The following is a 24376-nucleotide window of genomic DNA, read 5'->3' as shown; positions in this document are numbered from 1 at the left end:
GAGACCATTCATTTGAGCTCCATACATCTATTATAAGGATTTTTTATACGCTTTTAAATACTTATTTATGCAAAAATGTTAATTTAATGTTTTCTATTTGTGTAATGAATTTTATGCAACGCTAGTGTTAAATATGTTACCATATCATCAGGTTCTTCAATCTTGTCGATGACATCGAGAATTTCTTTTATAGAGAAGTCGAACCGTTTGAGCGTTTTGATCTGCATCGCTTTTTCAAAATTTTCGTCGTCATAAAACCGATAGCCGGTTTCTCTGTCTATCGTTGCAGGTTTCAGAAGTCCTATCTCGTCATAGTACCTTAGTGTCTTAACGGTAAGTTTTGTGATCTTTGAAAATACGCCTATTTTGTACATAGTCACCTCCTATGGGCTTATTATAAACCCTCCAGTTAACTGGACAGTCAAGTAGAATTCGCAATAAAAAATTAGATTGTTTGACGATAATGCCCCCTCTATTTGGGTATGTATGAAACAATTATTCTTTTGAAAGGCGGTACCACCTTGAAGAAAATAAGCAACATCCTGATCGTCATTGTCGCAATCAGCATCATCATATCGATGGCGTTAGTCAGTTCTTTGCTGATAAGCTCAAATCTCAAAGTAATTAAAGTGCAGGCTGTGGAGCACCTTGAACTGTCTGCGGTTCAAAAAGGGCAACAGCTTGAAATTTCACTGCAAAAAATAGCGACCCAGATGGATGAGTTGGCAAATACGACCGCCAGCCATTTAGATAGCGGTCTTTTAAGTACGCTTGACAACCAAGAGCAGCTTGACGAGCTCATGGCTCATATCGCCCCTATTTTCAAAAAAAGTGCGTCGAGTGTCAAAAACAATGTCAGAAGCTATCTTATATTCAATATCGACTATACCAAGCGAATTTCTCAACTTGTATTTACAGCAAGCGACTCGACGCTTTCAACTTATGTAATGCAGGAACAACTCGTAACAAAAGAACAGCTTCAGACACAACCTGAGAAGCATGACTGGTATTATCGTCCATTAGAACTTGGTCGCGGTGTCTGGTCAGACCCTTTTTACGATAGCGAATTGAAAGTGTATCTAATCACATATTCCACGCCGATCATCATCGACGGCCTTGTTGTCGGTGTTATCGGTACCGATATGCATTTTGACTCCTTCAAGGACCTTGTTGAAAACGTTGATATCTATCAGACAGGATATGCGTTTCTGTTCAACGAAAACTTCGATTATCTGGTGCATCCTCTGTTTACTCAAGAAGAAAATCTAATGACTGTCGAAAACGGTACATTTTCTTATATGAAGCCTATTTTTGAAACGAAAGACACAGGCACCATCGAATATTTGTTTTTCGAAGAAGATAAGATCATGGGCTTTTATCATCTTAAAAACGGATGGATTCTCGCTGTCGCACCGACCATCAAGGAGGTTTTCGAATCCTTTTACGAGACCCGTGACCTGTCGGTCATCATCGCACTTGTCGGTATCTTGATTACCATTCTTGTCACTAGCTTTGTGAGCCATAAGTTGACGAGTCCCGTCAATGAAATCATGCAGTATGTCAAAATCATAGGGGATGGCAATTTGGATCATGAACTGCCCTATTCGCTTGAAAAAAACAGAACCGATCTTGGAATGCTTGCGACTAGCATCGATAAGATGAGGATTTACCTTCAGGATGCCTTTGAGCAAAATGAACAACAGAAGAACCTGTTGGAAACAAATGTAACCTTGAGAACCCAAGAACTTCAAGATACAAACGATGAACTGCAGGTGACACTTGAAACACTGGCTCATACTCAGAGCAAACTTTTAAGGTCGGAGAAGGACGCTGCGGTGAAGGTGCTGATTCAAAACCTGGCACATCGTCTCAACACGCCACTCGGAACCGCCATCACAACATCCAGCTTTTTACTTGGAAAGCTTTCGGAGCTTGATTCGATGAAAGACGCTCCAGTGAATGACACTACGCGTGAGGTGCTCTACGACAGTATCGTTCTGATCAACTCATGCCTTGCTTCAATGAAAGACAGCTTGGATAACTTAAGGGTACTTCTGGACACTTATGACAATCCATATATGGAGCACATCAAAGTCAACAATCAGATTCAATCCTACATACTCAATATGTCGATGTTACACCCGGAGTCGAAGACCAAATTCTCGCAAAAAATCGATGATGAAGAGATTGAGATCTACCATGCACCTTCAGTTTTCGACAAGTTGATCGGTCTTTTATGCAATTACTCTGTTCAACTTAACAAAAACAATATCGAGAACCAGGTGTCGTTCGAAGTCACCAGAAGCAAGAATGAGCTGCTTATCACTTTTTCAGATCCGCTCATTGAATTCGATGCCAACATCGACAGGATGTTTGAACCCTACTTCAACACCGCACATCAGACAAAATCAATAGGCCTTGAGCTCCTGATCATCTCAGATGTGGTCACAAGAGGACTGCTCGGGTCGATTCACGCGTCGAGAAACGGAGACAACACCATCAAGATCCATATAGCGATTCCAATCATAGACATAAAAAAATAGCGCTTGATACGCTATTTTTTTAATGTCTTAACAGTTGGTCCAAAGGAAGTTGCAAAAAACAAGAACATGAAGATCATATTCGACAGGGTCGATCCCGGTGTGCTTTCAACTCCTGAAGCGCCCTGTATAAGTCCGGTTACAAACGCTCCAACTGCAGTCATCACTACTAAGTTGATAAGCAGATACGCTGCCAGTTCAATCGGTCTAAGTTTGCCATCCAATCTGAAACACTTAAGCAGTTCTTTTGGATAAGCCATCATCGCCTTTATCATGTTTGTCCTCTCTAGTCTATGCATAGATGAATATGTTTCTTATATTGTATCATAATGCACTGATTATTCCTCTACAGGATCTTCTTTATCAAAAACGCCGTTATGAATATCTTGAATCAGCGCCTCAGTCTGCTCGGGACTATGAAAGACATAACTAAGACCGTCCTTGCCGCTGCCTATTCTTTCTTGCGGCAGCACATGGAAGTATAAATCATCCTGAGATGCGCCTATCATTCCAAGTCCTAGCTTCACTGTGTCAAAAGTCGTCAGATCGGTCTGGACATATTCAAGGGCGTTCTTTGCGACTATCGGAAGTTTCCATGATAATACTTTTACGGCGGCAGACTTTAAGAACGCCTGTTGCCTATCGATTCTCTGTATATCCCCTTCTCTAATTTTTCCATCACTTGATTTTCTAAATCTCAAATAGCCGATGACGTCATCTCCCTGAAGGACCTGTTCTCCCTCTTTTAGATCGATATAAAGCGGAGGTGTCGCTGTAGGATCTGAATACTTCATGTCAAAGGGAACATTCACGGGAATACCGCCGACTAGGTCGACCACCGATTTGACACCCTCGTACTCTACTTCGATATAGTGGTCGATCCTGATACCTGTGATTCTTTCAACAGAACTGATCAGCCCCTCTGTACCGCCACCCTCTTTGAAGCCATAGACCGCATTCAGCTTCTTAGCTCCTAGACCGTTATGGCCTTCGACAGGATTATACGTGTCACGGGGAACAGAGATTACATGAATGCTATCTTTTGATGCGTCCAGCATCACCACCATCATCGTGTCGCTTCTTTTTCCCTCTAGCCCATATACCAGTATGTTCACTGAATCATTTACAAAAAACGAGGCCCCTACTACAAATGTGACTAAAAAAGCCACTATGAATATTAAAAATCTTTTTTTCATTTACGCTCTCCATTGTGAATGTATAAGTTAAATTGATAACAGAATTACTTTAATCCCGTCATGGGTTTTCGTCAATCATTACTCTCGAATATTTCATATTTGTATTTATCATGTCATCTCATTGAGATATACATGATACAATAGACTAAGTTAGAACCACAGCAAATATCATAGATAAATAAGCTTTAGCATGGGGGAATATTATGGATCAATCATTATTTAGGCGTCTTCTCTTTCTAATCACGTTCACAGTAGGACTTGTCGCCATCGTAGTCAAATTTGACGGAATCTTTTCAAGCATATTGAACGGTCTGAGCGTGATTCAGCCCCTGATACTAGGTGCTGCGATCGCATTCGTTTTGAACAGACCATTTAAAGTGCTCGTTCATCTTTTTGAGCGTCACCTGCCAAAGCGACTGAAAATGAATCAAAAAAAGAGCTTGGCTCTTATTTCGACCTATTTGTTTTTCATTGGCTTGGCACTTGCCCTGATCGCATTTGTCATTCCTCAGTTTTCACAGAGTATCCAGCTGCTATACGACAATATGGACGACTATTTGGTAAACTTCCAAACTATCGTTGAAAAAACAGCTTCCTATCTGAAGATCAACCATATCGATATTTCGACATTTGAAAGTACGCTCAAAGAGCTTCCTAGCCTCATCGGGAAATCGCTGGGTGGTGTCTTGCCGGGGGTTTATATCTTCGCTACAGGACTAATCGGATCCATACTCAATCTGGTTCTCGGACTCATCTTATCCGTTTATATCTTAGCGGATAAGGACCGATTGAAAAGACAGTTTAACAATCTATTTGACGCCTATGTCAAACCAAAGGCAAGAAAAAGGATAGGACACGCACTAGCGATCAGCAACACGACTTTTGGAAACTTCATCGTAGGTCAGCTGACAGAAGCGCTTATCCTAGGAATCCTATGTTTCATCGGCATGTTGTTATTCCGATTCGAATATGCGCTTCTTATTAGCGTGCTCATCGGTCTGACGAGTATTGTTCCAGTTGTAGGAGCGATTATCGGTCTTGTGCCCTCCTTATTCATCCTTTTACTGGTCAATCCCACACATGCGTTAGGATTCTTGATCTTCATACTTGTGCTGATGCAGATTGAAGGAAATCTGATCTATCCAAGAGTCGTCGGCGGATCAATAGGTCTCCCTTCATTATGGGTGCTCTCGGCACTTATCATCGGTGGTGGACTGTTCGGAATACTTGGCATGCTAATAGGCATTCCACTAGCTTCTGTCGCCTATCAGCTGTTAAGGGCGGATGTCGCAGTCAAACTTAAAAAAGCATGATCCATGCATAAAAAAAGCAAAGTCCGTCTTGTGACGACTTTGCTTTTTTTTAGCTCGCATATCGATTGTCGATTGCGTATTTCACAGCGTTTTCAATGTGTTCCAGCGAAACTTCCACTTTTTCCATATAACCGTCAACACCTTCTACCAAATGCATGTACTCCTTTGGTACATTTCCAGGAAAACCGGATCTGATATAGATTAGAATCTTGTCCTTAAGCTCACAACTCTTAATATATTCTATCACCCGATAACCGGCGTTCGCTGTCTCCATGACGATGTCTAAAAATATCAAATCCGCCTTTTCGCCGCTTGACAACAGATGGATCGCTTCTTCGGCGGATTCGGCATAACTGATATTCACCGTATACCCGTTGTAGTGAAACCGTCTTAATGCGAGCCTTGTGACAAGGAACACATCGATTTCATCATCTACAACCATGACATTAACCTCATTCATCACTTGTCTCCTTTGGCAGCACCACGTTGAATATTGTGCCTTTTCCTACTTCGCTATGGCATTCGATAGACCCCATGAGTTTGTTTTCTACAATCTCTTTTACAATGGAAAGCCCCATGCCCGATCCATCCAAAGATGGGTTCAACTTCACAAATGGTTTGAAGATATCATCAAGCCCACTCTCAGAAATACCGCAACCGTTGTCGCTTACAGTAATAAGCACTTGAGAGTCCGTCGAACCCACCTCAATGTCAATTTCCTTGTCCGAGAGTCCGCTGAAGGCATGCTTCATCGCATTCACAACCAGATTGATGATAATCTGTGTCAGCGCCGCAGAATTGACCGCAACTTTCACACCTTCCTGACATCTTAGACTGACACTGACACCGTTCTTTCTTAAGTCGTATTTCATGCTCATGATGATACTGGAGATATAATCACCCATATCCACATGCTCGATTTTTCCAACGACAATATCCGTGGCGATCGTCTGAAAGGCCTTAACAAGCTCTGATGCTTGCTCCAGGTGTTTCATGATCAGCTCGGATCCCTCTAAGATCTCTGATTCAGACGCTTTGTCACCAGCCGGATCTGTCGCTATCTTTCGCATCAATGTCGCCGCCGTATAGGCAAGGCCGATTGGCGTGCTTATCTCATGGGAGATATTTGAAACCAGTTCGCTGATGACTTGGTTCTTCTGATGATCACCTATGAGTTTTTGAGACCTTTCGAGCAAGTCCATCATTTTTTGAAGGTTGAAATAATCGTTAACAAGGTTCAAGTCTTTTTCAACGGTATCCTTAAGTGTATGGATCAACTGTACTAGCGTATTGTCATAATTTCTACGATGGTCGTCTAGCACACAGATTGTTCCGAATACGTCACCGTTTGGCCACTTGATCGGAAGTCCCAAATAATTGATCATCTTAAGCTTCACATCCGGATTTTCAGCCCAAACAGGGTCGTCTAGAGCATCGGGCACCTGCAGCATGCTATCTGTGCCGATGACCGTCTCACAATAAAGACCTATACCAAGCGGTGCTTTCTCATGCTCTTCATATGGATTTCCATCGTTTGCGCTCTTCACAAAAACCTCGATCTCATTTGAATGAAGCTTCATGATCAAAGCCGATGGCACATTGAACAAGTCTGCGGCAAGATCAAGAACGTTTTGCCATTTTGCTACAATCGAATCATCCAGCACCTCAGACAGAGTTTCAGAAATGCTAACTGTTTTATAAGTGTTTTCCTTCCTTATTTTAACTACCGATTCCATCGAAACCACCATTCCTTTACTACTTGATATATACCACAAGTAAAGATGCCATACTCAACTTAAATTCTTTCGACTAGTCAAGTTCCTTTGAATAAATGCAACTACATGCATAATTGGCTTCAAAGTGTGTATCATTGAAATGGAGGTGTTTTCATGAATGACCTGATTCAACTTCACAACCACCTATATCGTATCGTACAAAGTGAATACTCAAACTGCGTGATCGGTACCGCTAAGTCATCTATTCATGATCTTCGTGTCGCAATACGCAGGTTAGATACCTACTATACCTTTCTTTCATCCATATTAAATAAGGAGGCATCTTTAAAGCTCGCTTACAATCAGAGGATTATTCAAAGTTACCTAAGTGAGCTATCCGCCTTAAGAGATATCCAAGTGATACAAGTCCACTTATCTAGTCTTACGGCACAAACCGATTCAGACTTACGCTCAGCGGTTGAATCCACCCTTGCAGTAGAAAAAAAGAAAGCCGCTAAAAGGCTTTCTAAGTGGGCTGTAGGTTTGGTTTTTAAGGATAACTCACAGCTGATCCTTTCACTGAATCTCTCCTCTGAGGAACTTTATACCATGTGCGCGCATCATCAGATGAAGCTTGCGAGATCCGTACTGAAAGCCCTGCACACCGACTCCAACTATCACAAGACACGTTTGGCCCTTAAGCATCTCAGGTACTTCCTCGAGCAGGTTGAGACACTCTTTGCGCAGACGCATTTTGACACTACCGCGCTGTCTTCCTACCAGGACCTACTCGGCATGCATCAGGACTACCGAGTCCTACTCAGATTTTTAAGACGGCAAGCAGAGTACCCCGGTCTAGTTACCCATCTGGAATTGATGCTACATAGCTTGGACTTGTCTATCAAGGCATCTGAAAAGGATCTGACATTACTGGTCCATTCATGTGGGTATGAGACTAGGTAATTCACTCCATCATAAATCACGCACCTATAATAAATGCTCCCTGTCCATCAGTTGATGTACAGGGAGCATTAGTCTTTCATTATTGCTTGTTTATGCTTTTATCGCCCATCTCATCTTGGTCGAACGGGCGCGGCTGTTGATGTTGCATTCTTCTGCTGTAGGTCTGATGATCTCAGGAGAGATCTCTTTGTAGACTCCTTCTCGAAGCAAACGCTTGAATGATTTTTTCACAAGACGGTCTTCTCCAGAATGGAAAGACAGGATCGCAACCCGTCCACCTGGACCGAGTACGTCAGGTAGCTTCTCCAGAAACTCATAAAGCACCTCGAACTCACTGTTCACATCGATTCGAAGCGCCTGGAAAGATCTTTGGCACGACTTTTTCACATCGGCTTCCCTTCTATCCTGAGGGATGAACTTAAGAGCATCTTCAATGACTTGTCTCAGCTTCGACGTCGTATCGATTTCATTGCCTCTTCTAATTTGAGAGATAATCGCCTTGGCGATCACTTCGGCATGCGGCTCATCTGCGTTCTCGATGAGCATGCCGTGCAGCTCGTCTTTTGATATGGTCTTCAAGCGCTCCGCAGCCGAGATACCCTTGTTTGGATTCAGTCGCAGGTCAAGCGGCCCTTCTGTCTTATAGGAGAATCCTCTTTCAGGATTGTCGATCTGCATAGAGGATACGCCAAGATCGGCAAGTACAAAATTCAGTGGTCCGGATTCTGGAATCACCTGATCGATATTTGCGAAATTCAATTGTTTGATTGTCAGTATCTCCGGTCCGAATCCAAGATTTTGTAGACGCTCTCTTGTTCGGGGGAGCTCGATGGGATCGATGTCCAGTGCATACAGATGACCATTGCCTTCTAGGCACTGTAGCATCTCACGCGAGTGACCTCCGTACCCAAGTGTCGCATCAAGACCTATCTGACCCGGTCTTATCTGCAGGAAGTCCAATATTTCGTTCACACATATGGAAATATGCATGCCTGCGGGAGTACTTCCCTTTTGAATCACCCTTGCCACCGTATCCGCATACTTTTCTGGCTGATGTTCCTTGTATTTATCTTTGAACGTCTTAGGATGTGTCCCTTTATACCTAACCCGCCGTTTGTGTGTTTTTTCTTGATTATCCACGATTAACCTCGGTAACTTTCTGTTAAATTCTGACTCCGAATAGGATGCGATTCCTTCATGATACAAAGCCTATCATATCAAATACGCCTGATTAAATCAAACAAAAATGACAAGTGAAACTCTTCACCGGCAGATCAGCTTACTCTTAAATCGTAAAAATACCTTACCACAGGGTGCTTCATCTGTATGGTTTCCTTCATTGATAACAGTCGTTTCTTTCCAACTCGCCTATCGATGATCGCCAGTACGTTGAGTAGAATATCGTCACTATCCAGACTGCTTTCAATCGATTCCGACAGAAATAAAACTGCTTTCTTTTGAAAATCGGATTTGAACAGGTTTCCTTGTGACGCGTAGATCTGTTTTGCTAGCTGCGCTGCTTTTCTGTCTCCCGCTATCTTTGCAAGCCGATCTTCGGGTACGTTTTCGTTTAGCACCTTCTTTACTGCGCTAACCTCCTCGGGAGTGACTGTCACCTTAAGTCCTGTGTCGCTCTTAACCTCCTGCTCCGAACCGTACCACTGGAAAGACAGGCTTTTTTTAGAGGTATTGAACACTTCCTCCTTATCCACCGTTAGATAACACTGAATGACCTTATCCGGTAGATACCGGTAACCGGATGGTAGATATTCCACTTTGCCTATAAGCGCCGGGCAAAGAAAGCTTTCCAATTGTTTTTTCAATTTGTTCCATATCATATGAGCATCTCCATTCGGCTCTAGCTTCTTCTACGTAACATCAGCCAGCAATTTCAGCATCTGTCCTACATAAATCCCTAGCCTACCTATCTACAGTTTAATATATCACACATCAAAATCAGGAACAATAAACGAGAGGCTTTCTTGCGCTTTCGCTACTATTAAATGACCGATCATTTTTGCTGATTGACTGATTCGCTAAAAAGTGATATGCTACCAACGGTAAATCTATAAGACTGCGTTCGTACATAATACCCAATTGTAAAAATTCAATCGGGAAGGTTATACTTGAGAGCTTATTATGTAAGCTCTTTTTTAGTGATAAAGAGAGGTAATAAAAATGATAAAAGTAGACAATTTGTCCTACTCATTTCCGCAGAAAGATCTATATGAAAAGATTTCATTTACTTTGGAAGACGGCCAGCACTGCGCGTTCATCGGAACGAGCGGCAGCGGGAAAAGTACACTGATCGATATCATCATGGACCCGGAAAGGTATATGTACGATGGATTTCTGGAAATAGATCCAAGCTGCAGAATCGGATATGTGAGTCAGTTCTCACAACTTGGCAACAAAGAAGAAACGACCGTCTTCGAATATATCGGTGGCGACGCGATTAGACTGCAAAATGAAATTGCGGCGATCTGCACCCAAATGGAGACGTCATCGGATATTGAAGTTTTGCTTGAAAAATATCAGCAAACGCTTGATGCCTACGACGCGATTGGTGGGGATGCTGTTGAAAGTGAGATCAATAAAAAGTTGAATCTTGCAAACCTTATGAAGCATAAGGATTTGAAGGTATCCGAGCTCAGCGGTGGCGAATTCAAACTGATCCAAGTAATCAAGGAGATGCTTACCGCTCCTAATCTACTGATCATGGATGAGCCTGATGTGTTCTTAGACTTTGAAAACCTAAACGCTCTGAAAAAACTGATCAATGCGCACAAGGGAATCCTACTGGTCATCACCCATAACAGGTACCTGCTTAATCATTGCTTCAACAAGATCATTCATCTTGAAAACAAGGAACTACAAGAGTTCGACGGAAGATATATCGATTACAACTTCACATTGCTACAGACTAAAATCGAAATGCAAGAGCTAGCGCTTGCAGATGACGAGGAAATAGAACGAAACGATATCCTTATCAAAAAACTTAGATTCATCGCGACCAACAACGATGAATCGGGTCATGGCAGATCACTGAAAGCAAGAGTGAAACTTCAGGAGCGACTCGAAGCCAGAAGAATCAAGGCTCCGTTTGTAGAAATCAAACAGCCCTACATCGAACTGAGCACAAAAAACATCCTAGAAGAAACTGTCGCTTTAAAAGTCAGCGACTACAGCGTTTCATTTGACGAAGTGCTGCTTAAAGACGTCAACTTCGAAATTAAATCGAATGACAAAGTGGCGCTTATCGGTGCAAACGGCACTGGCAAAACGACGCTGTTCAAAGACATTGTCAAGAACAGCCACCCTGCCATCGATCTGGATGAAAACATTGAAATCGCCTACTTGTCTCAAATACAAGGCGAAATACTCAATGAGTCCAATACCATTTTGGAAGAGTTCTTCGACGCAGGATTTAAAACTTCAAGTGCGATCAGGGCCTATGTCTCCGATTACGGCTTCCACGGAGAAATGATCGATCAGAAGATCGCCTCATTATCCGGTGGCGAAAAGAACATACTTCAGCTTGCCAAGGTTTCAGCAGGAAAAGCAAACCTATTGCTACTTGATGAACCGACAAGCCACCTAGACACCTATTCGCAGCTCGCACTCGAAAAGGCGATCGAAGGTTATCAAGGTGCGGTTCTGATGATCTCGCACGATTACTACTCGATTATCAACTGCATGGATTATGTTCTGATCATCGACGATAAGACCATTCGAAAAATGACGATGCGAAAATTCAAGAAGATGATTTTCGCCAGCCATTTCGACAGAGACTATTTGGACATCGAGCAAAAGAAGAAAGAGGTCGAGACTAAAATCGCTTCTGCACTTCAGGCTACCGATTTCGAACAGGCGAAAGTCTTATCTGAAGAATTGGAATCTCTGATTCAATTGATTTAATCTGCTACACATTCCACTATCGACGAAATCCCCTTAATTTAGAATTAAGGGGATTTTTTTTGCCGATATCGTTATTTAGTTTGCTTTTTTGGTAGATATACAATATGCCAATGTAGCTCAGTCGGTAGAGCAGTTCACTCGTAATGATCAGGTAGTGGGTTCAAATCCCATCATTGGCTCCAACTCATCTTATACTTCAGGTAAGAAGACTACTTAAAATCAATCTCAACATCAATACCCACCCATTTCAGCTTGATGAGTACCTGCTGAATCATCATTTTCTTCCCTAACACTTCTTTAAAATGAAGTGTTTTTTCTTTTTTATTTTCTCGCATCGTTTCTAGCTGTTGAGCGCACTGCTCATATTCTTCGACCATCTGTTCCAAAAATGTTTCGAACTCAGCGAGTCTTTCTACAGCCTTTCCTGAAATAATTCCGCTTTCAACCAGATGATAACCGTGATCCAATATTACTGACGTTTCATCATTCCTTACGATTTGTCTTGTAAACCGATTCATCTTTTCGCCTACTTTCATTCAAAATTCCCATCAGGCACAGGCAATCCATATCTATCGTAAATAGCTTGAAGCGTTCCGTCGGCATACATTTCCTTGATTGTCTTTTGATACTCCACCATGAGAGGTTCAAGACCAAGGGGTTTTGAAAACGCCACATAAGACGAGTTTGCCCCAAGCGTCGTAGGTAACGGTTCGATTTCGAGTCCGTATCCGAGTTTTTCTACTAGTGATTCTCCTGTAGACAGCACTTCAATCGCTAAGTCGACTCTGCCGTTATAAAGCTGCTTCATATTCAGCTCGGGTGATTTAGATTCAATAATCGTATAATCCGGATCTTCAAGGTACTTGTCAAAACTTCCTAGATAATATCCTCTGACAGTGCCGATGATATAGGCGGTTAAGCTTTCTGGATTTCCATCGTAGGTAATCTCCTTGTCGCTTCTTTTAAATAAAGCATAGGGGTAAATTGCAAGCGGAGTGTCTACCGGAAAGTAAAGAAACTCCTCGCGTTTTGGATTGATGAAAATGTCAGTGGCAATATCCAGTCCACCTTCTTCCATGAGCGTCATGATCCGATTGAATGGCATATCGACGAACTCATACTCGACATCCATACGACTGAACGCCACGCTGACGATATCGATAATCAACCCTTCATACTCTCCATCCACCACATCCGCATAGGGCGCCGTATCATCGATAATCGCAACTTTAAGCGGCTGTAGTCCTTCACTTGGCTTCTGTGGTTCCGGATCATTCGGTTGTGTCACGCTAGTTGAGGATTGACACCCTATTTGCATCAGTAAGGCAACCATTACTAAAATTTTCGCTATTTTTTTCATTCTATTCAACTCCAACCTTTACTGACCTAATTGACGATCGAAACCCTTTCTCGATGTATACCCCGAATCCGTGGTCACTCCACACCCAATCTACGCGCATAACACGCAAATAATGCACAGACTAATTCTTTTCAAAGACACTCCTTGTTTTTAGCTTATGAATAAATGGGTAAACGTACAATAGCAATCTTAAGAGAAGGAGAACAAGTATGCCAAGAACTCAACCATTATCAACCACTAGAAATATTGGAATTATGGCTCATATCGATGCAGGAAAAACTACAAGCACAGAACGCATACTCTTTTATACAGGCCTGACCCATAAGATGGGTGAGGTCCATAACGGTTCTGCAGTCATGGACTGGATGGAGCAGGAACAGGAACGCGGCATCACCATCACCTCAGCCGCCACATCCTGTCATTGGAAGGAAAATAAAATCAATATCATCGACACTCCAGGACATGTTGACTTTACAGTAGAAGTCGAACGTTGCCTTCGCATACTAGATGGCGCTATCTTCCTACTTGACGCGAAAGAAGGCGTCGAAGCACAAACCGAGGCCGTCTGGCGACAAGCCGATCATTATGGGGTTCCACGACTGGTTTTCATCAATAAGATGGACGTCATCGGCGCCAATTTCAAACGATCTGTCGCCACCATCAAAGATCGTTTGAACGGAGTACCTGTACCTATTCAGCTACCCATCGGTACCGAAAAGGAGTTTAAAGGAATTATTTCGCTAATGGACATGAAGGCATACTACAATACTGGTGATACAGGTGAAGTAGTTGACGTCAGAGAGATTCCAGCTGAGTTTTCAGACCTTGCAAGTGAAATGAGGAAACATCTGATCGAAACGGTAGCTGATTTTAACGAAGAACTGCTCATCGAGTATCTTGAAGGCAATGAAATTAGTCAGGATTTGTTAACATCGACTATCCGCTTCGCCACCCTCTCAGGGAGCATCACACCTGTACTCTGTGGTGCGGCCTACCGCAATAAGGGCATCCAGATGCTTCTTGATGCGGTGATCGATTATCTTCCATCCCCTCTGGACAGGCCTGTGATTGTGGGTCATACACTAAAAGGAGAGGAGACCATCAGAAAAGCCTCTGACCTTGAGCCCTTCTCTTCTCTTGTTTTTAAAGTCATGACCGATTCTTATGTCGGAAGGTTAACCTACCTTAGGGTTTATTCAGGAACACTAAAGTCGGGCGGTACCGCTTTGAACACCACTAAGGACAAAAGAGAACGCATCGGCAAACTGCTGCAAATGCATGCCAATCACAGACAAGAAATATCAGAAATCGCAACGGGCGACATTGTCGCTGTTGTCGGTCTGAAGCATTCGACGACGGGTGATACCTTATGTAGTGTGAACGCGCCAATCCTCTTGGAAACCATGAAGTTTCCTGTTCCAGTCATTTCAGTGGCAGTCGAATCGAAAACGCCTGCAGAACAGATCAAAATGCAAAACGCACTTGAGAGGCTCTCTGAAGAAGACCCGACATTTACGACCTTCACTCATCCCGATACAGGTCAAACCATCATTTCGGGTATGGGAGAGCTTCATTTGCAAGTGATTCTCGAGCGCTTAAAAAAAGAGTTCAGTGTTCCTGTAAACAGCGGCAGACAGCAGGTCGCCTACAAGGAAACCATCCTTAATCCGGTCAACGTGGACTATACCTTATCAAAACAGTCGGGTGGTCAGTCCATGTATGGTCATGTCAAACTGAAAGTTCATCCTAATGCTCGTGGCGCTGGACACACGATTGATCTTAAGGTTGATGACAGGAAGTTCCCGAAAGCATATCTTCAGGCTTGCGAGCAGGGGATTTCAGAATCGCTGCAATCCGGTATCCTCGGTGGATACGAAGTTGTGGACCTGCATGTGGAACTCTATGATGTAGATTATCAGACGGACCATTCATCGGATATCGCATTCAAGACAGCCGCCTCGATGGCAGTGTCAAAAGCACTCAGAGAAGGGCATTCCGTCTTATTGGAACCTATCTTCACCGTCGAAGTGCACGTGCCTGAATCCTATGTGGGGGATGTGATAGATGACCTTAACACGCGTCATGGATCCATCACCGATATCCAACTGATTCCATCAGGAAGGGTGGTTCGTGCCACGGTCGCCCTGTCTAACCTGTTCGGCTATGCGACGGCACTTCGTTCTAAAACGCAAGGTCGTGGTCAATACACCATGCTCTTCGACCGCTTTGACAGATACCAGACCGACTAAAAACAACTGCCACTGTTTTGCCACAGTTTGCCCTTTGAACTCCCAATGGGAAGGCGAGTATACTTAAGCCAGGAAGTAAACAACACACACATTTGAAAGGAGTTCACTTATGAAAAAACTTATGGCATTGGCACTAACAGGCATTATGGCACTATCGACCTTCGCATTCGCAGACGAGTTCGACGCAGCAAAAACAGACGACAACCTTAAAGGTAAACCTGGCATCGAAAAACAGTTGGGTAGCCGCCCCGAAAAAGGCGAAAAGCCCGGCAAAGAAAAGCACGGTAACATGGAAGAGCGTATGGCAAAGATGACCGAGGTCATCGAAAACTACGCCCCCGACCTGCTAGAAGACTTTGAAGCCAACTGGGAAGCTCATCAAGAAATCCGTGAAGAACTGGATGCGATCAAAGAAGACCTAAGAGAAAGCCATAAAGAAGAAATGGAACCGATCTTTGAAGAGATCAAAGCACTTGTCGAATCAGGCGAATTGACTAGAGAAGAAGCAAAAGAAGATCTGATGGCAATCAGAGAAGAAAACAAAGCGGATTTCGAATCCGTTCGATCAGACATCGATGCCTTAAGAGAAGCCTACGGCGTAGATAAAGATGCTGCAAAAGCTGTACATGAAGCCCTAACAGCTGCAGTGGAGGCAGATGACGCACAAGCTGTCACATCCGCCCTTACAGAAATCTTAAACATGATGCAAAACCATCTTCAGTTTGAAGAAGCAAAGCTTGATTACTTGAACAACCTATAAGACAAAAGGAGCGCTCACGCGCTCCTTACCTTTTTGTCATCATGCGAGTCGCATTATCCATCCTGCTGGTTACCCTATCAATCCCCATGGTACTCATGATCTGATATAGGTCAGGTGTATTTCTTCTGCCGGTCAGCACCAGACGGATCATGCCCATGAGATCCCCTAAATGACCACGATAAACCTCTTTATTTCTCTTAAACTCCTTCATGCTTGTCGCATAGCCCAACCGCTCACAAAGATTCTTCATCTGCTCGTACCACTCCTCATGGCTGTCCGTTTGCGTGTAGTTAGAAATCAACTCCTTAAGTATCTCTACCACCTCCTCTGGCTGCATGTTGAGTCTTGCTAGCTCATCGCTAACCTTTTCCATACAAAAAAGCTCGTCGAAGAAGTAGGAAATGTGCTCCTTTACATCAGACCACTTGGCAATGTCCTTTCTGGGCTTCTCTCCACCTCGCTCAATGCCGAGTGCTGTTGTCATATAGTGCTTGTGCTCCCCCATAAGTTCTGCGAACTCATTGTCGTAGCGAAGGCTCCACTGCCAAACCTGATCGTAAACGCTTTCGGCGCTCATTCTTGCTATGGTTTGCTTACTCACATCTACAAACTTATCAAAGTCAAAAACAGAACCGCTAGACGACATCTTTGCCACGTCGACGATAAACGCAGAACTGTCTTCAAGAGGATGACAGGCTCTCCACTCTTCATAATTCGAATTGATCAGATTGAGCAGATACTCGATTACCGACTGGCTGGGATAGCCGTCTTCAAGATAAAAGGTCAGGGCTGATTCCGGGTCCTTCCTTTTGCTGAGCTTACGCTTTGACTTTCCGTCCGACTTCATGATCGGAGAGATATGGATGTAATTCGGTGGCTTCCATCCCAGTACATCAAAGAGCTCCTTATGCAGCGGAAAAGACGGCAACCATTCGTCTGCCCTTATCACATGCGTTGTTCTCATCAGGTGGTCATCTACCGCGTGGGCAAAGTGATAGGTGGGGACACCATCGGACTTTAACAGGACCATATCCAGATTGTTTTCAGGAAATCTTATTGCCCCTCTTATTATGTCGTTCAAAACAACCTCGTTATTCAGATTCCCATTTGACTTTAGTCGTATGACATAGGCATCTTTGCGTTCAATCCTTTTTTTTACGTCTTCAAAGGACATCTCCCGGCATTTCGCAAACTCACCGTAATACCCTGTTATCAGCTTGTCCGCTTCTTGCTTTTTTCTTACTTCAGAAAGTTCGGTTTCTGTGCAGAAGCAGGGATAGGCATGCCCCTGTTCTATGAGTCTCTTTACAAAGGTATGGTATATTTGTGTTCTTTGGCTTTGCTTATAAGGACCGTAGTCGCCGGTTTCGTCATTCAGTCCGGTTGCGCCTTCATCAAATGTTATACCGTAATATTCGAGCACGTCGATCGTACTCTGCACACTTCCTTCAATCGACCTTTTCTTATCGGTATCCTCGATCCTCAAATAAGAAGCCCCACCGGTCTGTCTTGCAAGTGTCACATCAAGCAACGATCCAATCAAATGCCCGATATGAAGCGTACCTGTAGGACTAGGTGCGAACCGGGTGACCATAGCCCCTTCCGGTAAATTCCGTTCTGAGTAGATCATCTCGTAATCCTCCGGTCCATATTTCAGATTAGAAAACAACAAAGCAGCCATCAACGCATTCCTAGTCATAAGATCCTTCCTTTCAAAAAAAATAAACCCTCATCCCCATAGGACGAAAGTTTTCCGTGGTACCACCTAAATTATTTCTCAGCTCCCATGTAACGTTGGGACATCCGGCTAACCTACTACGACATGATTGTCTTTTGGCAGCTGCTCCAAGGCTTCCTTCAACAGTACAGATACTGAATTTCCACCATCATCAGCTCTCTAACATCCTTTTTCTGTTTACTATTCCTTTTCTTAGCACGTTGCTATAAGTTTTTATCATTCTAAACTTATTTCAAATGAATGTCAAGCATAAAAAAAATATCGTAAAGTCATCTTTAAAGCTGTTAACAATTGACTTAAGTCAATGCGACTATACAAGCAGCATGTTATGATCATAAAAAAGGAGATCAACAATGACAAACTCAACCAGAAAACCATCCATCATAGCGGGGCTGTCACTACTCATCATGACCTTCGCAGCCTTCTACTCCTTCGGCTTTGTTCACTCGCAGGTCGTAGTAGTGAACCCTATCCAGACAATAAAAAACATCCAAGCGTCATCACTGTTTCAAACAGGATTACTTGGATGGTTTATCATCATTCTCACGGATATCATCGTCACATGGGCTTTCTACAAGGTCTTAAAACCGATCAATTCAAAATTGGCGACCCTCTCAGCACTGCTTAGAGGGGTCTACACTCTCTTTCTTTCCTTCGCGGTTTACCACTTGGTTGTGCTTGCCATGACTGCAGGCTCCCTTAGCGTACCCCAGGTGACACAGCACCTTGACGCATTCGACAGTCTCTGGTCGCTAGGTCTTATTCTGTTCGGTGGACACCTCTTCGTGGTAGGACTGGCTGTTAATCAGAACAGACAACGAATACTTGCTTTCCTGCTCGTACTTGCCGGCTTCAGCTACACCCTCGTACACCTGCTGAAGAACTTCTTCCCCCTATTCACTGCGACTCAAAGCATTGAAAGCATCCTGATGCTTCCGATGATGGTCGGCGAACTGGGTTATGGTCTATGGCTCTTGTTTAAGGGAGGAAAAACCAATCCACCGGCTTTTAACGCTCCTGATTCAGCCGTTTCTTAATACGGCTGAAGGATTCGGGCGTGATTCCCAAATAACTTGCCAATTGATGGTTCGGAACTCGATCGAACAAGTCCGGTCGGGTTTCCATCAGGTTTTTGAACCTTTCCTCAGGCGTCGACGCCACAAAGGAGGTGAAGGCCTCATTCATGGCTCCGATATCGTTTTCGACAACTTTTCTGACCATGGTTTCAAGCACCTCAAATTGCGCGAACATCTCATCTTGGATCGACAGGTCCCCGACGACCAGAACACAATCTTCCGAGCACCTGAGCGTGAACTTCGACTCTTTTTGATGGGTATGAGCATTGTAGACCGCGACCGCCTGTTCTTCTGTAAAAAAATTGAATGTCGTCTCTTTACCATCCTCATTGACAGCATACTGCCGCACGAGCCCCTGAAGAACAAAAAAGCATTCAGTAGGGACTTCTCCCTGCCGAATCAGCACAGAACCCTTTTCAAAGCTTTGAATGGGAACATCCTTAGCGATTTCATAAAGTTCTTCCTCAGGCAAGTCAATAAATCTTTTCATGTAGTTGATCAGCACATCTATCATAGCTTTCAAGTCCTTTATACCTTTCAGTCCCCGATTAGGATCAAATCCTTGACCGGTACAAGAATTACTCTTGTGATCAGCTTCCCCCCCCCAGTCACAAGGAGGTCGGTCAAGTGTGGTTTTTAATAAAGCCTACTCCTTTTCATCGACCATGACTACATTCCTCCCAGAATCCTTAGCCCGATAAAGCATGTCGTCGGCGCGTTCGATCAGCTCATCAAGCGACCTTGTCGCAGTCGTCTTGAAAGCGATGCCTGAAGAAATGGTCATCTGCTCAGTCGTCGAATCGCTGAGTTCAAACCGAGTCTCCATGATCGTTTTTCGCAGATCATCAATCGTCTTTTCAACACGCTTGCTGTCATTCGATCTTATTGCAATAATGAATTCTTCTCCGCCGTACCTGCCCGCTACCGCGTGCTCCGGACAATTCCCTATCATCAGATTGGCGATATCCACAATCACCTTATCACCTGCGACATGACCGAATTGGTCGTTGATACGTTTGAAATGGTCGATGTCTATCATGACAATTGAAAATCTATCGTCCTCATCCCCCATCGAAAATAATTTCTGTGCCTTTTCAAAAAAAGTTCTGCGATTATAGAGTGTTGTCAAACTGTCACGTTCTGCCGATAGCCTCAATCGATCAAGCAGCACAATATTTTCTATGGTCATTGAAATCTGGTACGTATAGTCAGTCAGCAGCTCCTTGACCTGATCGCTTACCGTACGCTGCACTTTGGAATGCAACAGCACAAATCCAGTTTTGTTTTTACGTGATTCCAAAGGAATGATCAGCGAGGAAACAGCACCGGTTATTCCAAGCGATTTCAAAAAATCATCCGTGCCTACTGTGACATCGGCGTTTTTCTGATCTAGCATCTGAATAGTCGCAGTGTTCAAAGTCACACGTGTGATTTTGGCAAACTGATCAATCAGGTCATATGTCTGATCTTCCGAGGCAAGGCAAATCAACATCGATTCATAGGAGGTGAACTCCTTGTAATCTTGAAGCATGTTCTGATACAAGGAGTCCAGTTTCCTTATCGAGGTGGTCTTGATGCTCATCATGTGAAGTCTTTTCAGCAAATTCCCTTTTTCCACTTCCGCTATTCTCAGTTCTTCAATTTCATTGATTTTAAAGGTCAGTGCCAGAGAAAAGAAAACGATAAGTATGATAATGCCTATCTTGACACCATGCACTGCCAGAATGCTGTAGGGGATCAAATTGAATCCACCCATAGTGGATAAAACGCTCATATAGAAGAACACGCTCCAAGCCGCAATATACAAGAAATGAGACTTGTTCTTCGGCTTGCTGACCACAAAACTGAGGATCGAAACCATCAGAGCCACAATCGACAGCGAAGCCCCCGCATAAATCGAGGAAGCCATAGGAAGCGCAAAAACACTGACGCTTGCTGCGACCGCTGCAATAAAGAAGGCTTGGTATGCGCGGATCAGCCATTTTGATCGAGTGGCCACTTCAAAAAACGACCAGTTAAAGGCCATCAGCCACAAACTGGACTGGCTTATGAAAAACGGATTGGCGACAGTATCCCAATAGCTTGCATTTATCCAAACATACTGATAGGAATACCCGTCCCAAACCAACTGAAGGCAAGTAAAGCTGATGACAAACAGCACATAAAAAAGATACTTGAACTCCTTTAAGCTAAACGCTAAGAAGCTATTATAAACGATCATTATGACAAGGGCGCCATAAAAGACCCCGAGCACCAGACTGCTTTGTGTTGATTCCTTGATAAACTCGTCATGCGTCCACAGTTTGGTAGGCGCTTGAAGATAACTTTCCGTATTGATCATAAGATAAAGCTCACCATCCAGATGATGACTATCGAGTTCGAACAGAAAGCTCTTATACATGATTTCTCTACTACTGAAAGGTCTGTTTCTACCCGTTTTAATTACTTTAACCACTTCGCCCTCTTTGGACACTTGAAAAAACTCAACTTGGCTCAAGTGTGGTTTGGATACTTCGATCAAGTACTCATCGCCCTTAAGCTTCAGCTCCACGAGCGGTATGTGAATCCAATAGTTTGAATCCTTGATGGTGCTGCTGACGCCGCTTGTCTTGTAATCCACATAATCCGAGTCCGTCCTATCATTTATGATGTCCTGGATACCGAGCGCCTTAGTCTCATCGATCAGTACCTCTTGATAGGCTTCGATGCTGTTTCTCTTTTCCGAACTGATGACCGTCTCACTGAAAAGTGCGACGAGTAGAACCACAACCGCAAGCGCGACCAAAGCAACGGACACGCTCTTTCTACTGCGCATATCTGACCTCTTTTTCTGGAAGCTCGATGATGATCTCATCGCTTAGTTTATTGTCAATTAATTGCAGATCTCCATCTGTCGAAAAATCCTATGGCACATAGCCGTTTATGGGCATTTTGCCTTTGAGCAGTCCAAGTTTTTCATAGGTTAATGCAATAAACCCACTACAGGTGATATCTTTCATGCTCGTCTTGATATGCAAGTAGCGCCCGATCAGCACTTCGTAAATCATCCTCTTGGTCGATGGATTTGGAAGTCCATGCAAGTGTGTAAGAATCTTTTCCAGAATGGCTTCTGTACCACTTGCAAGTGGGTTTTCCAGTCTTCTGACAGCATAAACCGGTGGCTCATAGGGCACTAAATCGTCCCCGTAGGTCTGCAGCCGATCAAGTAGCTTAACCACTTTTGGTCCAGTGACATGGCTGTTGTCTATTAAATCCGGCAAATTGGTCAAAGCGGTCGCTTCATATAAAAGCGGTTCGTCATATCCGTCAAGTCTTACGACCATTCCTACATGTGACCACTTGCTGCCTTCCAGCCACTCGACAATCTTGCTGATTTCATATCGACCCGAAAACAAGATCAAATCTCCTGTTTTAAGGGTATCTTTCAATTCATCATATGTCATTTTATCCATTTCGACCTCACAATCGTTCAAAAACTCATTGCTCATATTTTACCATTTTTTAAGATAGATGTCTCATAGTCTACCTGTGAAATAAAAAGTTAATCTAATATTTATGTCTACCAGAAAAAGCATAATGGAAACCTCCATAAAAAATGACCCAGCTGTTCTTCACAACTGAGTCAATGGTACACTTTACACATTCATCATCAAACACCAACGCACACCATAGGAATCAAGCAGGTCAACAAGACAGGTGCTATAAAACGTCGGTCCCTTCTCAATAACGGTCTTGCTACCGACTTTTAGTACATCATATGCATGATCCAGTTCGGCTTGTTCCTTAAATATCACAACCAGCTGCTGCGAGTTATCTGTTGACATGCTGATGTTTCCACCCCAGTCACTCATCATGACCTTCTGATCATGAATATGCATTTCAGCATGGACGACAAAATTTTCAGGCCTCTTATCCTCGTCGTAAAGGACTGAAGCTACTTTGGTTTTGAATGCATTCTCATAAGCCTTTATCGCTTCTTCACATTTACCCTTTAAATATAACTGTGGTACCAGCATAACAACCTCCGTGCATATTCTTGACTTGGCTATTGATTGATAGATCATTATAACTGATTATAACATAATTGAGATATCTACACTTCATCACTCAAATGCATTTTTCTCCTGTCTCAGGCCAGGAGATGGTACTAACCCCATAGCTTACTAAACGCACTATAAAGCGTTACTTTAGCCCCTCAACCCATTCCCTTATCCCTTACTCTCTGCTATACTACGGTATAATGACTTGTCACCTATCGTTTACAGAGAGACCTCACGGAGTTTTTCATGAATACATTGTTGGAGTTTATCGTCTTGTTTAAAAAAAGACTGCGTCTTGAAATCAGTCATCGCGAATTCTCCAGAACGCTCAGAGAAGACCGGTTCTTTTTCATTTCAGCAGTTTTCATGTGCCTTATCCTTACAGTAGCGCTGTTCATCAGTGAATTGCCTTGGTACGGGTCTGTCATCATGTATGCGGCGCTGCTATCCTCATTTGCCTATCAAAAAAACACATTCACCCTCTCGCAAAGAGTCTTCAGAGGTTTCTTCTGGGCGATCTCGAACTGTATTTTTTGCGCAATCTTTATTCTCATCATCAATCACTACCAACTTCTATAAAAACCTACTCTCAACTAAAGTCTTAAGAGTAGGTTTTTTTGATTCCTAAACCCCAATTCAGTCTTCATTTCATCATCTATTCAAGGCCTCGTAACTTGGAGTCCCCTGCTTCCAATTCAATCGTGCTTTTAAGTGATCAGATCCTCATGTGCTCCATCCCCAATGAACGTGCAGGTTCAATATCGGCCTTTAGGCTGTCTCCGACCATCATGGCATGGCGAGGTTCAACATCAAAGTAGTGAAGCGCTCTTTTGAAGAGTTCCAGATTAGGCTTCATCATTCCTTGCTCATAGCTAAAAAAGTAGGCGTCAACATATTCATCGATACCGCAAGCTACAAATACTTTCCTGTAAAGTTCTGCAGGCATATAGCAGTTTGAGATAACGCCGATATTCATCCCCCTACGCTTATCGCTCCTTAACTGTTCAAAAACAGCTTCATTGACTTTCACCGTTCGCATGTATTCACCATAAAAGGCTTCTGCTAAACAGAGCTCTTGCTCATCGGTGATGCTCCTACCTTGCAAGATCTGCTTCAAATGCATCCTAAAGGGACGCTCATAGCCGTTTTGCTTTCTCTCGTTTATCATATAGTCATTAAGCGGATTTAAAAAACTTTCGATCAGCTCCTCTTGAGACACCACCAAGTTGAGTTGCTCCCTTAAGACGTCTTTCATATGTCCAATTCCAATAAGGTCTTTTTCATCGTCGCTTTTACCAAAGTGAAAATCAAGTAAGGTGTTGCCCATATCGTAAAATACGGTTGTAATCTTCATATCGCCCTCGCTCCCATTTTCATAGTAGGTGTACATCCTAGCAAAATCCTACTAAGAATTCACTAGGACCAGTATACAAAAAAATAATCCTGATCGGTGGGATTTAAGAAAAATGTAACGATTGTCCTTCTTGCGCGAAGCTTATGCGCTTGAC

23 protein-coding genes, 1 tRNA gene and 1 other annotated feature are annotated in these 24376 nt (G+C 43.3%); of the genes, 9 read left to right on the top strand and 15 right to left on the bottom strand.

The features are described from left to right. Window positions 1-83: 83 nt before the first annotated feature. Window positions 84-374, bottom strand: coding sequence for a MerR family transcriptional regulator (locus DWB64_RS17950; RefSeq protein ID WP_129489598.1), 291 nt, complete (start codon window positions 372-374; stop codon window positions 84-86). Between the two features lie 147 nt (window positions 375-521). Here DWB64_RS17950 and DWB64_RS17945 point away from each other — a divergent pair, with 147 nt between their 5' ends. Then, window positions 522-2543, top strand: coding sequence for a cache domain-containing protein (locus tag DWB64_RS17945; RefSeq protein ID WP_164980489.1), 2022 nt, complete (start codon window positions 522-524; stop codon window positions 2541-2543). An 11-nt stretch (window positions 2544-2554) separates the two neighbouring features. Here DWB64_RS17945 and DWB64_RS17940 read toward each other — a convergent pair whose 3' ends face one another. Then, window positions 2555-2815: a hypothetical protein gene (locus tag DWB64_RS17940; RefSeq protein ID WP_129489596.1), complete on the bottom strand. Its 261-nt coding sequence runs from the start codon at window positions 2813-2815 to the stop codon at window positions 2555-2557. Between the two features lie 63 nt (window positions 2816-2878). Beyond that, window positions 2879-3736 (bottom strand): LCP family protein, encoded by an 858-nt coding sequence (locus DWB64_RS17935; RefSeq protein ID WP_129489595.1) that lies wholly within the window; start codon window positions 3734-3736, stop codon window positions 2879-2881. Window positions 3737-3939: 203 nt separating this feature from the next. Here DWB64_RS17935 and DWB64_RS17930 point away from each other — a divergent pair, with 203 nt between their 5' ends. Beyond that, window positions 3940-5049: an AI-2E family transporter gene (locus tag DWB64_RS17930; protein WP_129489594.1), complete on the top strand. Its 1110-nt coding sequence runs from the start codon at window positions 3940-3942 to the stop codon at window positions 5047-5049. A 49-nt stretch (window positions 5050-5098) separates the two neighbouring features. On the opposite strand, the gene DWB64_RS17925 is transcribed toward DWB64_RS17930, so the two are convergent. Both DWB64_RS17925 and DWB64_RS17920 read right to left on the bottom strand, forming a co-directional pair. Next, window positions 5099-5509: a response regulator gene (locus DWB64_RS17925; RefSeq protein WP_129489593.1), complete on the bottom strand. Its 411-nt coding sequence runs from the start codon at window positions 5507-5509 to the stop codon at window positions 5099-5101. Then, window positions 5502-6785, bottom strand: a complete 1284-nt coding sequence (locus tag DWB64_RS17920; protein WP_164980488.1) for a GAF domain-containing sensor histidine kinase — start codon at window positions 6783-6785, stop codon at window positions 5502-5504. Before DWB64_RS17920 ends, DWB64_RS17925 begins: the two co-directional genes overlap by 8 nt. Window positions 6786-6938: 153 nt before the next feature. Between DWB64_RS17920 and DWB64_RS17915 the strand changes: the two genes are divergently transcribed. Further along, on the top strand, window positions 6939-7727 hold the full coding sequence (locus tag DWB64_RS17915) for a CHAD domain-containing protein (RefSeq protein ID WP_129489591.1): 789 nt from the start codon (window positions 6939-6941) through the stop codon (window positions 7725-7727). 90 nt (window positions 7728-7817) lie between these two features. Here DWB64_RS17915 and rsmH read toward each other — a convergent pair whose 3' ends face one another. Both rsmH and DWB64_RS17905 read right to left on the bottom strand, forming a co-directional pair. Further along, on the bottom strand, window positions 7818-8867 hold the full coding sequence (gene rsmH / locus DWB64_RS17910) for a 16S rRNA (cytosine(1402)-N(4))-methyltransferase RsmH (protein WP_129489590.1): 1050 nt from the start codon (window positions 8865-8867) through the stop codon (window positions 7818-7820). 134 nt (window positions 8868-9001) lie between these two features. Further along, window positions 9002-9565: a hypothetical protein gene (locus DWB64_RS17905; protein WP_129489589.1), complete on the bottom strand. Its 564-nt coding sequence runs from the start codon at window positions 9563-9565 to the stop codon at window positions 9002-9004. Between the two features lie 340 nt (window positions 9566-9905). Here DWB64_RS17905 and DWB64_RS17900 point away from each other — a divergent pair, with 340 nt between their 5' ends. Together DWB64_RS17900 and DWB64_RS17895 are read left to right on the top strand one after the other, a co-directional pair. Next, on the top strand, window positions 9906-11645 hold the full coding sequence (locus tag DWB64_RS17900; protein ID WP_129489588.1) for an ABC-F family ATP-binding cassette domain-containing protein: 1740 nt from the start codon (window positions 9906-9908) through the stop codon (window positions 11643-11645). Between the two features lie 106 nt (window positions 11646-11751). Next, window positions 11752-11827 (top strand) — tRNA-Thr (locus DWB64_RS17895). 27 nt (window positions 11828-11854) lie between these two features. On the opposite strand, the gene DWB64_RS17890 is transcribed toward DWB64_RS17895, so the two are convergent. Beyond that, window positions 11855-12181: a hypothetical protein gene (locus DWB64_RS17890; RefSeq protein ID WP_129489587.1), complete on the bottom strand. Its 327-nt coding sequence runs from the start codon at window positions 12179-12181 to the stop codon at window positions 11855-11857. After that, window positions 12178-13005: an ABC transporter substrate-binding protein gene (locus tag DWB64_RS17885; RefSeq protein WP_129489586.1), complete on the bottom strand. Its 828-nt coding sequence runs from the start codon at window positions 13003-13005 to the stop codon at window positions 12178-12180. Before DWB64_RS17885 ends, DWB64_RS17890 begins: the two co-directional genes overlap by 4 nt. Window positions 13006-13214: 209 nt before the next feature. Between DWB64_RS17885 and fusA the strand changes: the two genes are divergently transcribed. Next, window positions 13215-15254 carry an elongation factor G gene (gene fusA, locus DWB64_RS17880; protein WP_129489585.1) on the top strand — a complete coding sequence of 680 codons (2040 nt, stop codon included), beginning with the start codon at window positions 13215-13217 and terminating at the stop codon, window positions 15252-15254. 109 nt (window positions 15255-15363) lie between these two features. Next, window positions 15364-16014 carry a hypothetical protein gene (locus DWB64_RS17875; RefSeq protein WP_129489584.1) on the top strand — a complete coding sequence of 217 codons (651 nt, stop codon included), beginning with the start codon at window positions 15364-15366 and terminating at the stop codon, window positions 16012-16014. 25 nt (window positions 16015-16039) lie between these two features. Here DWB64_RS17875 and gltX read toward each other — a convergent pair whose 3' ends face one another. Further along, on the bottom strand, window positions 16040-17713 hold the full coding sequence (gene gltX / locus DWB64_RS17870; RefSeq protein ID WP_243119003.1) for a glutamate--tRNA ligase: 1674 nt from the start codon (window positions 17711-17713) through the stop codon (window positions 16040-16042). A 36-nt stretch (window positions 17714-17749) separates the two neighbouring features. After that, window positions 17750-17955: a binding site (T-box leader), on the bottom strand. Window positions 17956-18105: 150 nt separating this feature from the next. On the opposite strand from gltX, the gene DWB64_RS17865 reads away from it, so the two are divergent. Further along, a complete protein-coding gene (locus DWB64_RS17865) occupies window positions 18106-18789 on the top strand; it encodes a DUF4386 domain-containing protein (RefSeq protein ID WP_129489583.1) in 684 nt (227 codons plus the stop codon). On the opposite strand, the gene DWB64_RS17860 is transcribed toward DWB64_RS17865, so the two are convergent. The 4 genes from DWB64_RS17860 to DWB64_RS17845 form a co-directional block, all read right to left on the bottom strand. Next, the gene (locus DWB64_RS17860; protein ID WP_129489599.1) at window positions 18761-19342 is read right to left on the bottom strand and encodes a Crp/Fnr family transcriptional regulator; all 582 of its coding nucleotides are present in this window, start codon (window positions 19340-19342) and stop codon (window positions 18761-18763) included. The genes DWB64_RS17865 and DWB64_RS17860 overlap by 29 nt on opposite strands. Before the next feature lie 132 nt (window positions 19343-19474). Further along, window positions 19475-21643, bottom strand: coding sequence for a diguanylate cyclase (locus DWB64_RS17855; RefSeq protein WP_164980487.1), 2169 nt, complete (start codon window positions 21641-21643; stop codon window positions 19475-19477). 88 nt (window positions 21644-21731) lie between these two features. Next, window positions 21732-22280 (bottom strand): hypothetical protein, encoded by a 549-nt coding sequence (locus tag DWB64_RS17850; protein WP_129489581.1) that lies wholly within the window; start codon window positions 22278-22280, stop codon window positions 21732-21734. Window positions 22281-22463: 183 nt separating this feature from the next. Then, entirely contained in the window at window positions 22464-22844 is a 381-nt protein-coding gene (locus DWB64_RS17845; RefSeq protein ID WP_164980486.1) for a VOC family protein, read from the bottom strand. Window positions 22845-23114: 270 nt separating this feature from the next. Here DWB64_RS17845 and DWB64_RS17840 point away from each other — a divergent pair, with 270 nt between their 5' ends. Beyond that, window positions 23115-23447 carry a hypothetical protein gene (locus tag DWB64_RS17840; RefSeq protein ID WP_129489579.1) on the top strand — a complete coding sequence of 111 codons (333 nt, stop codon included), beginning with the start codon at window positions 23115-23117 and terminating at the stop codon, window positions 23445-23447. Between the two features lie 136 nt (window positions 23448-23583). On the opposite strand, the gene DWB64_RS17835 is transcribed toward DWB64_RS17840, so the two are convergent. Beyond that, on the bottom strand, window positions 23584-24222 hold the full coding sequence (locus tag DWB64_RS17835; RefSeq protein ID WP_164980485.1) for an HAD family hydrolase: 639 nt from the start codon (window positions 24220-24222) through the stop codon (window positions 23584-23586). Window positions 24223-24376: the final 154 nt, after the last annotated feature.

The sequence above is a fragment of the Fusibacter sp. A1 genome (genome assembly GCF_004125825.1).
Taxonomy (GTDB): domain Bacteria; phylum Bacillota; class Clostridia; order Peptostreptococcales; family Acidaminobacteraceae; genus QQWI01.
Note: the sequence above shows the minus strand (reverse complement) of the source record. Positions and strands in the feature narration are given on the sequence as shown.